This window comes from Anaerotruncus massiliensis (ex Togo et al. 2026) (assembly GCF_030825285.1).
GTDB lineage: Bacteria > Bacillota > Clostridia > Oscillospirales > Ruminococcaceae > Anaerotruncus > Anaerotruncus massiliensis.
Genome location: NZ_JAPJQF010000003.1, coordinates 48,194 through 61,063 on the forward strand (window position 1 = coordinate 48,194; position 12,870 = coordinate 61,063).

The following is a 12,870-nucleotide window of genomic DNA, read 5'->3' on the forward strand; positions in this document are numbered from 1 at the left end:
ATTATTATAATCTTTTTTCCTCCGAAATGCAACCCTAATCGAAAGCGGCCAGCGGGAGACGGGGGACGAGGTCCTGCTGCGTCAGGTAGGTCAGCCCGTCGAGGTAGTCCTCCCGGTTGTCGCCGCGGTAGACCAAGAGCGGGCGCAGCGGGCTGGAAAGCCCCGGCTGGGCGTTCAGCCGGTCAAGCGCGTACTGGAGCCACGCCGCGTCAAACAGGCTCCCGCCGACTACGACGAGCTCGGGGTTGGTGACGCAGTTGACGATGGAGACGACGCGGGAGACGATATCAAGGCAGTCCTCCCGGGAGGAGACGCTGGGAAGCAGGTCGTTCAAGGTCTGCTTATGCCCCATCGGCAGAAAGCCGAGCTCCCCGGCGAACTGCTTGGCGCCGTGGACGACCTGCCCGTTGGCAATGACGCCCGCGCCCGCGCTCTCCCGGTCAAAATGGATGTAGGCCATATTGAAGCCCGCGGGACTGCAGGAGGGGTGTTCCCGGTGGTAGCGGTTCATATAACCGAGCGCGGTCGCGTTGAGGTCGTTTTCCAGAACGAGCGGAAAGGGGAAGGCGGAACGGACCCGCGCCCCGAGGTCGTTCGGGACCAGGGTATCCAGTTCGCTGCCGATATAGGCGCGCCCGTTCTCCACGATGCCGGGCACGCCGAGCCCGACCGCGCGGACGTCCCAGCGGGAACGGCAGCCCGCGATCAGGCGGAGGACCGCTTCCACCGTGTCGCCGTCCTCGATGGGGGTGAAGCTGTCCGCGGCGACATCTCCCGTCAGGCCGGTGATCCGGTAGTCGATCCGTTCCCCGGCACAGTAGAGCGCGAGGGTCAGGTTGCGCGCCGGGTTGAGGGCGTACCGCTGGGCGCGCCGTCCGCCGCTCGACCGGTCGAGCGCGCCCGCGACGATCTCGCCGCCCGCTTCGAGTTCCTCAAAGAGGTTGCGGATGGTGGTCGCGCTGAGGTTCGTCTCATTGGCCACCTCCGCCCGCGTCGCCGAGCCAAGGCGGATCAGCGTCCGGTAGAGCAGGGTGGTGTTCATCCGCTTCATCAGCTCCGGTTTCCCGGTCACCCCGGTCATCGCGCTCCCTCCAGGCTGTCAAGTTTTTTGCGCAGTTCCCCGAGCAGCGCCGCCTCCCGTCCGCCGGACTCGGCCGAACCCAGCCGGATAGCGGGCTTGATCTTCCCGTGGAAGTCGCTGCCGCAGGTGACCGCGAGGCCGAGCGCCTCCGCCTGCCGGAGATAAAAGGCGGTCTGCGCGGGGGTGTGGTAGCTGCTGTAGGCCTCGAGCCCCGCGACGCCGCAGCGCACGATGCTTTGCAGCAGGGCGGCGTCCTCGTGGATGTTGTTGCCGGGGTGGGCGAGCACCGGAAGCCCGCCCGCTTCGCGCACCAGCGTGACCGCCTCCGCGAGGGAGGGGAACCGGATGGGGACGTAGGCGGGCTTTCCCTGCGCGCAGAAGTCCCAGTAGAAGTTGACGTAGGGATTGTCGGAGCGCGCCCCGCCCGGACGGTAGGGGGAGAGGAGGGGATGTTCCGCGTTTTCCGGCATGGCGAGGGCGACCTCCGCGATCATCTCGCCCGTGACGATGCCGTCCTTGGAAAGCGCCGTCACCGCCGCCAGATCCAGCGGGATCCCACAGGCGCGCACCAGTTCGATTCGCCGCCCGGCGGCGGTTTGCTCCTGCGAGAGGACCGATTCCTCGGCCCGCGCGAAACCGGGGTGGGCGGGGTCGATCCAGTAGCCGAGCAGATGCAGGTCGACGCCCTCGTGGGTGCAGTCGAGCTCGACCGCCGGGATGACCTCGACGCCCAGCGCCCGCCCGGCCTTGAGCATCGCGGGGACGCCGCGCGTCGTGTTGTGGTCCGCCAGCGCGGCGGTTCCGATTCCCGCCCGCCAGCAGAGGAGCGCCAGTCTGGTCGGGGAAAACTCCCCGTCGTCGCTGAAGGAGGAATGGAGATGCAGGTCCAGCCAACTCATATCGTCGCCTCCAATACTTTAGACAGATACTTTTAAAAGTTTCTGATTTAACTATAGGACATCGGAGCGCAAATGTCAATAGGGGGTGTAAATTCCCGGCGGATGGTCTATAATCAAGAAAAGGAGGGGATGGCATGGAGCGTCTCTGGTGCGTGCTGGCAGGGTACCTGTTCGGGTCCTTTCTGACCGCCGACCTGATCGTCTTCTGCCGGACGGGCGCGCGGCGCGCAGAGGGGTTCGGCAACCCCGGCATGGCGAACGTCGCCTCCCGGCTGGGGACGGGGAGCGGGCTGCTGGTGCTCGCGGGGGATATCCTCAAAACGGCGGCGGCCTGCGCCCTCTGCCGGCTGTGGCTCTTCCCCGGGATGGGGCGGATGGCGGTGCTCTACGCAGGGCTCGGCGCGGTGCTCGGGCACTGCTGGCCGGTGTGGAACGGTTTTCGCGGCGGCAAGGGAGTGGCGGTCGCCGGCGCGGCGTCGATCCTTTTTTCACCCCCCGTCGGAATCGCGAGCTACCTGCTCGGCGCGGCGGCGGTGCTGGCGATGGGCTATCTCGCGGTGGGCTCCGCGGTGATCGCGGTGAGCCTTCCGCTCTTGACGGCGCTTTTCGGCCTCGGGCGGGAGGCGGCCGCGGCGGCAGGCGTGATCGGCGGCGTGATGCTGGTGCGGCACAGTGGGAACTTTGCCCGGATGCGCGCGGGAACGGAAGGCCGGGCCTCCGTCGCGTCGCGGCTGAAAGCCTATTTGAAGCGGAAATCATTTCACTGAAAAAGGAGCGCCGGTTCCGGCGCTCCTTCGTATATCGGCGCGGAATCCGCGCACCCTAATGCGGGGTGAACGCGGATGGAAAAATTCAAGGAATACGCCGCCGTCTGCACGGTCGGATCGGTGGGCTACAGCGCGATCGAAGTGCTCTGGCGGGGTTTTACCCACTGGACGATGGCGCTGACCGGGGGCGTCGGCTTTTTGCTGCTCTACCTGACCGACCTGCGTATGACGGGGCGGTCGATGCTGCAAAAATGCGCGGCGGGCAGCCTGGTGCTCACGGCGGTGGAATTTGTCGCCGGGTGCATCATCAACAGGGGCTGCCGGCTCGGCGTCTGGGACTACTCCCGCCGGAAGGGGAACCTGCTCGGGCAGATCTGCCCCCTGTACAGCGCGCTCTGGTTTTTGCTCTGCATCCCGGTGCTCCCGCTGAGCCGCGCCCTGCGCGAACGGCTCTGCCAGGGCGGAAGCGGCCGGAGGATCGAGACCGCCTGACGGATAAAAGGCCGCCGTGCATCGCACGGCGGCCTTTTCAGCCTTCGCCGGGTTCGCGGGGCGCGCCGAGGCCGCGCAGCCTTTCAAGCGGCGACTTCCGCGCGGACTCTTCGGGGAACACCTTTGCGGCCGCCTCCCGGTAAAAGACGCCGAGCTCTCCGAGATAGTGCTCGTGCCACGGCTTGCTCTTGCCGCAGTAGTGGATGACGGCGGTGTTCTCCCGCACCCATTTGAGGTCGATCCTGCCGAGGGTGGCCACCTTGACGGTGTTGAAATAGCGCGCGTCGAAGTTATAGACGCGCGGGTCGAGCAGAACGGTGCGGTCGTGGTAGAGGGCGTTGAGCACGTCCTGGTCGGGAAGGATGAGCTTTTCCCGGTGGGCGCGGATGAACTCCGTCACCTCATCGCAGTCCTGTCCGGCGCGCAGCGCGTCCAGGTTCATGAGCAGCACGCCGGAATTGAAGTATTCGCTTTCCTCGGGCATGTCGAGGCGCAGCTTGTACTCCACCTGGGAGACGGGGTTGACCGACCGCGCGGCCGCGAAAAAGTGTTCCCCCAGCTCCATGCCGTAGAGCGGGGCGAGCGGGCGGTTGATCACCATGTCCGGGTCGAGGTAGAGGGCGCGCCCGAGGGTTTGGGGCAGCAGGCGCGCCGAAAAGATGCGGTAATACATCTCCTTGGGGAAATGGAAGAGCACCGGCGCGTCCGCCATGAAGTCCTCCGGAACGCGCACGTCGAAGAGGCGGAGCCTCCCGTCTGGAAGGACGGAGCGGGCAAAGGAGAACGCCTCCGGGGAGAGGGAGGCGTGCAGGACGTAGACGTCCGCCTCCTCCCCGGGATTCGCGTCGAGCAGGCTGCGCAGCATCACGCAGAGCGGCCGCAGATAGTTGGCGTTGAGCGAAACGACGATATTCATCGGCTGCCTCCGAAATCAAAATAGGGATGAAAATATTATAATCCCCGTATCGCGTCTTCGCAATACGGGGATTATGAACGATTTGTATCAGCCGAGGTTCTGGATGGTGAAGCCTCCGTGGAACTCGTCGGCGGTCAGCCTGACCTGGTAGGCGCCGGATACGGGAAGCGCGATGGTCTGGCTCCCGCTCGCCTCGGAGAGGTCGTAGCCCTCAAAATAGATCGTGCCGTCCGGCCCGGCGATCCGCATGTCCAGCGTACCGCCTTCGGTCGAGACGTCGACCTGCACCGTCGTGGGGTTGGAAACGGGCAGATCGAAATAGTAGCTGTGCGCGGTCATGCCGTCCGCCGAATAGACGATACGGTCGGGCCACTCGTTGCTGAAGCCGTCGTTCTCGAGGGGCTCCAGCGGCGGGAGGGCGCTCTCACCGGAAAAGCCGTCCCGGGCGGACGATTCTTCGTCCTCATGATACCAGTCCGCATCCACCCGGCGCACCAGCTCGTCCAGCTTCATGTCGAGCTGATACCGGTCATAGAGGTCGAGCCCGAAATCGACCTCCTCGCCGTCGTAGCGGAACGTCAGGTTGCGGATGTCGAGGCCCAGGGGATCGAGCTTGGAGAGGATATTCTGGATGTCCTTCGCAAAGGACTCCTTGTCGTGGTAGGGGCCGTTGAGGTTAATGTGCAGATAGACGCGCGCGTCCCCGGCGAGCTCGTCGTAGCTCATGTTCGGCGTGTACTGCTTATAGTAGGGGAGCTCGGCGTTCACATACATCTGCCCGATCAGCTCCCGCTCGTCGATGAGGCTTTCGGAGATCCGCCCGCGGAGCTGGGTGTGGAACTCGTCCCGCACCTGCATGGCGGGTGGGCCGAAATAGTTCCAGGCGGCGGGCACGGCGGCGAGGCAGCCGCCCGCGACGATGAGCACAAAGCAGACGAAGCCGCTGAGCAGGTCGTATTTGAGCTTCTGGCCCTTGTGGGCGAAGTAGTTGTAGAGAATTTCGACGCCGAGGAGCACAAAGATGAGAGGGGAAAGCTTAAAGACGAAGACCAGGTCGAGGGAGGGCTTGAACATCGCGGCCAGCGCCACGATGCCGGTGACGATGAGCGCGAAGCCCATCGTCATGGTCCCCACCCGGCGGACCGGCTCCTCCCGCTTGCGGGAAGGAGTCGGCTCCGGCGCGGGGGATTCCGCCTTCGAGGCGCCGCTCCGCGCGGATTCCTCCTCGGGGGTTTCCAGGGACTCGATGCGTTCTTCGTTATTCATTGGAATCCCCCCTGTACTCGACGAATTCTTCCTCCGGCTGCACATGGCGCTTTTTGCCCTTCACGAGGTAGATGCCAAAGAAGATGACGGCGACCGCCACGACGACTGAAGGGATGCGATTGAGGATGCTGCGGAGGTACCAGCTCTCATACCCCATCGTTTCTACAAAGTAGTAGATCAGCGGGGAGACGAAGCTCGAGAAGATCGCCCAGCCGCCGATGAAGATGAGCCCGCCGCCGATGAGGACGTGGCGCTTTTCCAGCAGGGGGCGCAGGCCGCTGAAGACGGAGCCGTCGACCCGCAGGGAGAAGGCGTTGTCCATCTGAAGGCGGTCCTCATAGGGGAGCTGCCTGATGTTGAAGGTCTCGAAGAAGGAATAGAACCAGATGATCGGCAGCAGCCAGTAGAGAAACTCGAACTGGAAGAACCACACGACCGCGCAGACGCCCCAAAAGACGGACATGACCGCCAAGCCCTTTTTCATCATCCCAAGGTACATTTCACCCGCCCCGGGGATGAAGGCAAAGCAGAAGGTGAAGAAGCTATTCTTTTTCATGTTGGGAACCCCTCTCAATTTTCAGACTTTGGAGAATTTTATCCAGTGTTTCCGACAGGTTGTCGGTAAATTGCGTCGTCCGCTCGCTGAAGGTCGCCGCGCCGTTTGCCAGCGCGTCAAGGATCTTGCCGTGGTCGTTCTGGACGTCGACGTTGAAGAGGCCGATGTTCCAGAACATGATGGCGAAGCAGGCCGCGGCGGCCGCCGTCGCGTATTTGTTGACAAAGAGCTTACGGGCGCGCTCGCGGATGCGCCGGAAGACCGGAGGCGCGACCGGCTCGGGGGGAGAGAGCAGCTCGGAGCCGTCCAGGAGGGCGGCGTACCGCTCCACACAGCGGTCGCAGAAGGAAAGGTGCTCGGAAATCTCCAGACGTTCCATCTCGTCGAGCGGTTCGTCGCGCAGCAATGCGCCGAACGCGTCGTCCGTCAGATGCCCGTTTGGATCAAACAGTTCTTTCATCGTTGTACCCCCTCCTTTACGAGTAGTTCCTGTAGCTTGCTTCGCGCCCGGTAGAGCTGCGTCTGCACCGTTTTTTTCGGCCGGTGCAGGGTTTCGGCGATCTCCTCGATGGTTTTTTCCTCGAGGAAGAAGAGCACCGAAACCTTTTGGTAAGGCTCTTTGAGATTGAGGATCGCCTGCCGGATCACTCCGGTTCCCTCGTCGGTTATGTACAGCCGCTCGGGAGAATTCTCGGCGCGGATGAGGTCCATTTCGCTCATGTCCTCGGATAGGCAGACGCGCCGGTTGTAAGCGCTCTTGAGGTAGTCCTTGGCTTTGTTGGTGGCGATGCGCGCGAGCCAGGCCTTCAAATTGTCCTCCGTCACGGTGTCGATGTGGGCGTATGCGGAGACAAAGGCGTCCTGCGCGAGGTTCTGCGCCTCGTGGTAGTCGCGCACGAGCTGGTAGCAGATGGTAAAGACCAGCTTTTCGTACTGTTCCACCATTTCCTGAAATTTTTCATTTGTCATCCGGTCCTGCCTCACCACCTCAATTGCCTTACACCCATCAAACGATGCTGCGCGGCATTTGTCTTCAAACAGCATACACGTTTTTTTCATTTTTGTCGATTGGCAAATCCGCGCACCCCTTATGCCAAATTGACCCGCCGCGCCCGCTGTGGTATGATTGGCAGGACAGGGGGGATTCTCATGCGAAAGATGCTGGCGCTCGACCTGGACGGCACGACCTTCGGGGTGCGCACCGAGCTTTCCGAGGCGAACCGGCGCGCCCTGCTCGCCGCGAAGCGGGCGGGCACGGTCGTCTGCTTTGTGACGGGGCGCAAATCGGTGGAACCGATTTCGCATCTGTGCACGCTTGCCGATTATTTCGTGCTCAACAACGGGGGCACGGTGGTGGCGGCGCCGGACATGGAGCAGCTCTATACCACGCTCGTCGAGCGGTCGGACATGCTCCGCCTCATCGACTTCTGCCTCTCGCAGGATTCCGCCATCCTCCATCTGATCTCGGGGGACTACTGGGGCGTCAACCGCATCACGCCGGGGGTGCTCCGGCAGCAGGAGGAATTCGAGGGCACGCCGGTCGTCTACCGCGGCGCGGACGACCTGCCCTTCGAGACGCTCGACGGCTTTGTCGTGAGCGAAAACTACGGCCCGGTGCGGGAGTTCATCGAGCGGGAGGGCCTGCGGCTCACCTGCGCGGTAACCAACGCCACCTCGATGGACGTGATGCCGGAGGGGGTCAACAAGTGGCGCGGCACGGCGTACGTCGCCGCGCGCGAGGGCATCGCGTATGAAAACATCGTGGCGGCGGGCAACTACTATAACGATCTCGAGCTGATCCGGGGCGCGGGGGTGGGCGTCGCGGTGCGCAACGCGCCGGAGGAGGTGCGCGCGCAGGCCGACTATGTGACCGCGCGCACCCACCTGGAGGACGCGGTCGCGGAAATCGTGGAGAAGTTCATCCTGTGAGCGGGAAAAAGAACGCGGAAAAGCCCTTCCGCCGCGCCTACATCGAGATCACGAACGCCTGCAACCTGAACTGCGCCTTCTGCCCGGGGACGCGACGCGCCCCGCGCGTTCTGTCCCCGGAGGAGTTTGCGCTGCTCGCGCGCGCCGTCAAGCCCCATACCGACTATGTCTGCCTGCACCTGATGGGGGAGCCGCTCCTGCATCCCGCGCTCGGGCGCATCCTCGAAATCTGCGGCGAGGAGGGCCTGCGGGCCAACCTCACGACAAACGGAACGCTGCTGGAGGATGTAAAGGATATCCTCTTGTCGGCACCCGCACTGCGGAAGCTCTCTGTTTCGCTCCACAGCTTCGAGGCCAACGGGGACGGCCCGCCGCTCGAAGCGTATCTCTCGCGGGTGCTGCCGGTCGTGCGGCTGGCGCGGGAGGCGGGGATCATCTGCGAGCTGCGCCTCTGGAACGGCGGCGGCGCGCGGCGGCTCAACGGGCGGGTCTGCCGCGCAATCGAGCGGGAGCTCGGCATCCCGGTGGGGAATCCGCCGGACGGGGTCTGCGACCGCAAGCTCGCGGAGAACCTGCACCTTGTGACCGCGCCGGTCTTCGACTGGCCGGACATGGCCCTGCCCGCCGGGGAGGGCCGCGTCTCCTGCCTCGGGATGCGGGATCATTTCGGCATCCTCGCGGACGGGACGGTGGTGCCCTGCTGCCTCGACAGCGAGGGGATGGTCGCGCTGGGCAACGCCTTTGAGCGCCCGCTCGGGGAGATTCTCGATTCCCCCCGCGCCCGGGCGATCGCGGACGGCTTCTCCCGGCGGACCGCCACGGAAGAGCTTTGCAGGCGGTGCGGCTACGCGCGCCGCTTTTGACAGGAGGGACTGCTATGGAATTTTCAGCGGAGGCGGTCCGGCGGCATCTGCCCGCCGGCCATAAGCCGCCCGTATACTATTATGAGGAGCTTGGCTCGACGAACATCGAGGCCCGGCGGCTCGCCCGGGAGGGCGCGCCGCACGGCACGGCGGTGCTCGCCGAGCGCCAGACGGCGGGACGCGGCCGGCTGGGACGCAGCTTCTTCTCGCCGGGCGGGGCGGGGGTCTATCTCTCGATGGTGCTGCGCCCCGGGCTTTCCGCCGCCGATACGGCGCTCGTCACCCCGGCGGCGGCGGTCGCGACCGCGCGCGCCATCTCCCGCACCGCGGGGGTGGAGGTCGGCGTCAAATGGGTGAACGACCTCTATTACGCGGGGAAAAAGCTCTGCGGCATCCTTGCGGAGGCGCCGCTCGGCGCGGACGGCAGGCCGGAATTCGTCGTGATCGGCATCGGCGTCAACGTGCTGGACGCGAGCTTTCCGCCCGAGCTTTCCGGCGTGGCGACCTCGCTCGAAGCGGCGGGAGCGGGGGAGGCCGACCGGGCCGCGCTGGCGGCGGCGGTCATCGCGGAGATGCTCGCCCTCTGCGGCGGGCTCGGGGAGCGGACTTTCCTCGCGGAATACCGCGCGCGCTCCTGTGTGCTCGACCGGACGGTGACGTTGGTGCGGGGAGAGGAACGCCGGGAGGCCTACGCCGTCGGGATCGACGACGACGCGCGGCTGCTGGTCAGGATGCCCGACGGGAGCAGCGAGGCGATCGGCGCGGGGGAGATCAGCCTGCGGGGAGACTTCGCGTAACCACGCGCGGATTGCGGCGCGATCGTGAGAATGGACGAGCAATCAGGAGAAAACCGGCGACAGATCGGGAAAAATCGGTATAACAGCCTGCTACAAGGGTAGCAATTTACCTTGATAAAGTGTAAAATGTTCAAAAGCGGCCCGGATTTTGCCCTGCCGCCGCCCTTGAGGCAAAAATCAACGATGAATTGGGAGAAAGCATATGAAGAAAATTTTGACCGTCCTTCTCGCCGCGCTGCTCTGCCTGACCCTCTTCGCCGCCTGCGGCGCCCCCGCCGAGCCCGCCGCTCCGGCGTCCGAGGCCGCGCCCGCGCCGGAAGCACCGGCCGAAGAGCCCGCTGCGGAACCCGCCGAAGCGCCTGCCGACGCGGCGCTGCCCGAAACGTTTGTCCTGGGCCTCGACGCCTCCTTCCCGCCGATGGGCTACCTCGACGAGAACAACGAGATCGTCGGCGTCGACATCGACCTTGCCAGGGCGGTGTGCGAAAAGCTGGGCATGAAGTTCGAGCCCAAGCCGATCGACTGGGATGCCAAGGACATGGAGCTCGGCACCGACAAGATTAACTGCATCTGGAACGGCCTGACCGTCACCGACGAGCGGATCGAAAACTATGAGTTGAGCGACGCCTACATGGACAACGAGCAGGTCATCGTCGTCATGCAGGACTCCCCGATCAAGTCGAAGGCCGACCTGGCGGGCAAGATCGTCGCCGCGCAGAAGGATTCCTCCGGCCTCGAGGCGCTCCAGAAGGATGAGGTTTTCCCGTCGATTAAGGACGGCGTCGCCAAGGAGTACGCCAACTATGTCGACGCGCTGACCGACCTTGAGATCGGCCGCTGCGACGCGATCGTCATGGACTCGGTCGTCGCCAACTACTACATCGCAGAGAACGCCAAGCCGATGACCATCCTGGAGGACAAAATGGCCTCCGAGCAGTACGCGATCGCCTTCAAGAAGGGGAACACGGCGCTCAAGGACGCGGTCTGGAACGCGCTGGGCGAGCTGGCCGACGAGGGCAAGATCGCCGAGATCTCTCAGAAATGGTTTGGCCGCGACGACATGATCAAGGTCAAATAAGTTCGGATCCACCGCGATACGCCGCACTCCCGACCGGGTTCCCGGCCGGGAGTGCGGGCTGTTTTATGGAGCCAAACGCTTTTATCGGGCAGCGTGTTAGCGTCGTAAAAGAGCCCGCATCATTTCACTTACATAGGAGCGTGCCTTTATGTCAATCAGCGAGATCGCAACCACCACCAGCGCAATCCTGCAGGGTCTGGGAACGGTTCTGACCCTCTTTTTCGTGGTCCTCGTCGCGTCGCTGCCGCTCGGCTTTTTGATGACGCTCGGCACTCGCAGCCGCGTCGCGCCGCTGCGCTGGATCATCAACGCCTATATCTACGTCATGCGCGGCACGCCGCTGATGCTCCAGCTCTTCTTCATCTATTACGGCCTGCCCTTTGTGAACGACTTCTTCAAGACCGCGCTCCATTCCGCGATGGTCTGCGCTCTGATCGGCTTCTCCCTCAACTACGCGGCGTATTTCGCGGAGATCTTCCGCGGGGGGCTCCTGTCGATCGACCGCGGGCAGTATGAGGCCTGTCAAGTGCTTGGGCTTAACAAGGTGCAGACGACCTTCCATGTGATCCTGCCGCAGATGATCCGCGTCGCGCTGCCGAGCATCACCAACGAATCGATCACGCTGGTCAAGGACACCGCGCTCGTCTTTGCGATCTCGATCACCGAGATCCTCTATTACGCCAAGGCGGCGGTCACCCGCACGGGCAACGTCTTTCCCTATGTGATCGCGTTCGTCATCTACCTGGCGATGAACACCGTCCTCCAGTTGTTCTTCAACTGGCTGGAAAAGAAAATGGCATATTGAGGAGGGCGGGAAAATGAACCTGATCGAAGTAAGCGGCCTCAAAAAGGGCTTTTCCGGACAGGACGTGCTCACCGACGTGAGCTTCACCGTAAAGCGGGGCGACGTGATCGCGGTCATCGGGCCGTCGGGCGCGGGCAAGAGTACGATGCTGCGCTGCCTGATCGATCTGGAGAAGGTCGACGGCGGGAGCATCGTCGTGGAGGGGGAGCCGTTTGTCACCGACGGGGTCTATCCGCCGGCGGCCAAGGTGCGGGCCATCACCGCGAAGATGGGAATGGTCTTCCAGTCCTTCAACCTTTTCCCGCATCTGTCGGTGCGCAAAAACCTGACGATGCCGCTCGTCAAGACGCAGGGCGTCGCCCGCGAGGAGGCGGACGCGCGCGCGATGTCCATCCTCGGCAAGGTGGGGCTCCAGGACAAGGTCGACGCAATGCCCTCAACGCTGTCGGGCGGGCAGAAGCAGCGGGTCGCGATCGCGCGCGCGCTCATGCTCAACCCCGACATCATGCTCTTCGACGAGCCGACCTCCGCGCTCGACCCGCAGCTCACCGCCGAGGTGCTCGGCGTCATGCGCAAGCTCGCGGAGGAGGGGATGACGATGGTGGTCGTCACCCACGAGATGTCCTTTGCGCGGGACGTGGCAAACAAGATCCTCTTCATGTGCGACGGGGAGATCGTCGAGTCGGGCCCGCCGGAGGAGGTCTTCGGCAATCCGAAGGACCGCCGGATGGCGGAATTTTTCGGCAACGTGTCCTGAAGACCACCCGTTTTTTGTCCACATAAAAATTTTTTCCAGTTTTCCTGAAGTAATCCGCGCGTTTGGGCATACTCTATGAGGGAAGAATGAAGCCCGTTGCGGGCAATGACCAAAGGAGAATGTACCATGAAAAAGATATTCGCTGTTCTGCTTTCCGCCGCGCTGTTCGCCGGGATGCTTGCCGGGTGCGGCTCGAAACCCGCGGCCTCCGGCGATTCCACCGAGATGAAGGAGGGGCAGACGATCCAGACGGTTGTCGACCAGATCATCGACGAGGTGGGGATCGCGATGCCCGCCGAGATCGACGACACCCTTATGAAGGACGTTTTCTACATCGACCCCGAAAAGGACGTGGACGAGTATTACGGCCAGTTCGCGATGGTCAATGTGAGCGCCGACAACCTGCTTGCCGTCAAGGCGAAGCCGGAACAGAAGGACGCGGTGATCGAGGCGATGGGCAAGCGCCTCAAGGATGTGCAGGCCTCCTTCTCGAACTACCTGCCCGACCAGTCGGAAAAGGCGCAAAAGGGCCGCGTGGTCGACCGTGGGAACTATGTGTTCCTGGTCATCCTCGGAGAGAGTCCGGAAACCTTTGACGACGACCTCGACCGGGCGGTCAAAATCATTGACGAGGCGTTTGCCGCTTAAATCTTGCATAAATCCG

16 protein-coding genes are annotated in these 12,870 nt (G+C 63.7%); 9 read left to right on the plus strand and 7 right to left on the minus strand.

Going from position 1 to position 12,870, the window contains the following annotated elements; translation table 11 throughout:
- Positions 1-34: 34 nt before the first annotated feature.
- Complete coding sequence (locus RCI06_RS02130) at positions 35-1,081, minus strand: ROK family protein (RefSeq protein WP_306573905.1); 1,047 nt, start codon at positions 1,079-1,081, stop codon at positions 35-37.
- Positions 1,078-1,980, minus strand: coding sequence for a PHP domain-containing protein (locus RCI06_RS02135; RefSeq protein ID WP_207654185.1), 903 nt, complete (start codon positions 1,978-1,980; stop codon positions 1,078-1,080). Before RCI06_RS02135 ends, RCI06_RS02130 begins: the two co-directional genes overlap by 4 nt.
- A gap of 134 nt (positions 1,981-2,114) precedes the next feature.
- Between RCI06_RS02135 and RCI06_RS02140 the strand changes: the two genes are divergently transcribed.
- Positions 2,115-2,747: a glycerol-3-phosphate acyltransferase gene (locus RCI06_RS02140; protein ID WP_306573907.1), complete on the plus strand. Its 633-nt coding sequence runs from the start codon at positions 2,115-2,117 to the stop codon at positions 2,745-2,747.
- 75 nt (positions 2,748-2,822) lie between these two features.
- Complete coding sequence (locus RCI06_RS02145) at positions 2,823-3,239, plus strand: hypothetical protein (RefSeq protein ID WP_101550849.1); 417 nt, start codon at positions 2,823-2,825, stop codon at positions 3,237-3,239.
- A gap of 37 nt (positions 3,240-3,276) precedes the next feature.
- Here the strand turns inward: RCI06_RS02145 and RCI06_RS02150 are convergent, their stop codons facing one another.
- From RCI06_RS02150 to RCI06_RS02170, 5 genes are all read right to left on the minus strand, one after another.
- On the minus strand, positions 3,277-4,155 hold the full coding sequence (locus RCI06_RS02150) for a glycosyltransferase family 8 protein (protein WP_306573909.1): 879 nt from the start codon (positions 4,153-4,155) through the stop codon (positions 3,277-3,279).
- Positions 4,156-4,242: 87 nt separating this feature from the next.
- Positions 4,243-5,421, minus strand: coding sequence for a hypothetical protein (locus RCI06_RS02155; protein WP_306573911.1), 1,179 nt, complete (start codon positions 5,419-5,421; stop codon positions 4,243-4,245).
- A complete protein-coding gene (locus RCI06_RS02160; RefSeq protein WP_306573913.1) occupies positions 5,414-5,977 on the minus strand; it encodes a hypothetical protein in 564 nt (187 codons plus the stop codon). Before RCI06_RS02160 ends, RCI06_RS02155 begins: the two co-directional genes overlap by 8 nt.
- Positions 5,964-6,437 carry a hypothetical protein gene (locus RCI06_RS02165; protein WP_101550840.1) on the minus strand — a complete coding sequence of 158 codons (474 nt, stop codon included), beginning with the start codon at positions 6,435-6,437 and terminating at the stop codon, positions 5,964-5,966. Before RCI06_RS02165 ends, RCI06_RS02160 begins: the two co-directional genes overlap by 14 nt.
- On the minus strand, positions 6,434-6,946 hold the full coding sequence (locus tag RCI06_RS02170) for an RNA polymerase sigma factor (protein ID WP_101550838.1): 513 nt from the start codon (positions 6,944-6,946) through the stop codon (positions 6,434-6,436). Before RCI06_RS02170 ends, RCI06_RS02165 begins: the two co-directional genes overlap by 4 nt.
- 180 nt (positions 6,947-7,126) lie before the next feature.
- On the opposite strand from RCI06_RS02170, the gene RCI06_RS02175 reads away from it, so the two are divergent.
- The 7 genes from RCI06_RS02175 (at position 7,127) to RCI06_RS02205 (ending at position 12,854) form a co-directional block, all read left to right on the plus strand.
- Positions 7,127-7,906 carry an HAD family hydrolase gene (locus tag RCI06_RS02175; protein WP_306573916.1) on the plus strand — a complete coding sequence of 260 codons (780 nt, stop codon included), beginning with the start codon at positions 7,127-7,129 and terminating at the stop codon, positions 7,904-7,906.
- Positions 7,903-8,769 (plus strand): radical SAM/SPASM domain-containing protein, encoded by an 867-nt coding sequence (locus RCI06_RS02180; protein WP_306573918.1) that lies wholly within the window; start codon positions 7,903-7,905, stop codon positions 8,767-8,769. The genes RCI06_RS02175 and RCI06_RS02180 overlap by 4 nt, the downstream gene beginning before the upstream one ends.
- A gap of 14 nt (positions 8,770-8,783) precedes the next feature.
- Positions 8,784-9,566 carry a biotin--[acetyl-CoA-carboxylase] ligase gene (locus RCI06_RS02185; protein WP_306573920.1) on the plus strand — a complete coding sequence of 261 codons (783 nt, stop codon included), beginning with the start codon at positions 8,784-8,786 and terminating at the stop codon, positions 9,564-9,566.
- A 202-nt stretch (positions 9,567-9,768) separates the two neighbouring features.
- Positions 9,769-10,644 (plus strand): amino acid ABC transporter substrate-binding protein, encoded by an 876-nt coding sequence (locus RCI06_RS02190; RefSeq protein ID WP_306573922.1) that lies wholly within the window; start codon positions 9,769-9,771, stop codon positions 10,642-10,644.
- Between the two features lie 148 nt (positions 10,645-10,792).
- Positions 10,793-11,449, plus strand: a complete 657-nt coding sequence (locus RCI06_RS02195; RefSeq protein ID WP_101550828.1) for an amino acid ABC transporter permease — start codon at positions 10,793-10,795, stop codon at positions 11,447-11,449.
- Between the two features lie 13 nt (positions 11,450-11,462).
- Positions 11,463-12,206, plus strand: a complete 744-nt coding sequence (locus tag RCI06_RS02200; RefSeq protein WP_101550826.1) for an amino acid ABC transporter ATP-binding protein — start codon at positions 11,463-11,465, stop codon at positions 12,204-12,206.
- A gap of 126 nt (positions 12,207-12,332) precedes the next feature.
- A complete protein-coding gene (locus RCI06_RS02205; RefSeq protein ID WP_276872487.1) occupies positions 12,333-12,854 on the plus strand; it encodes a DUF4358 domain-containing protein in 522 nt (173 codons plus the stop codon).
- Positions 12,855-12,870: the final 16 nt, after the last annotated feature.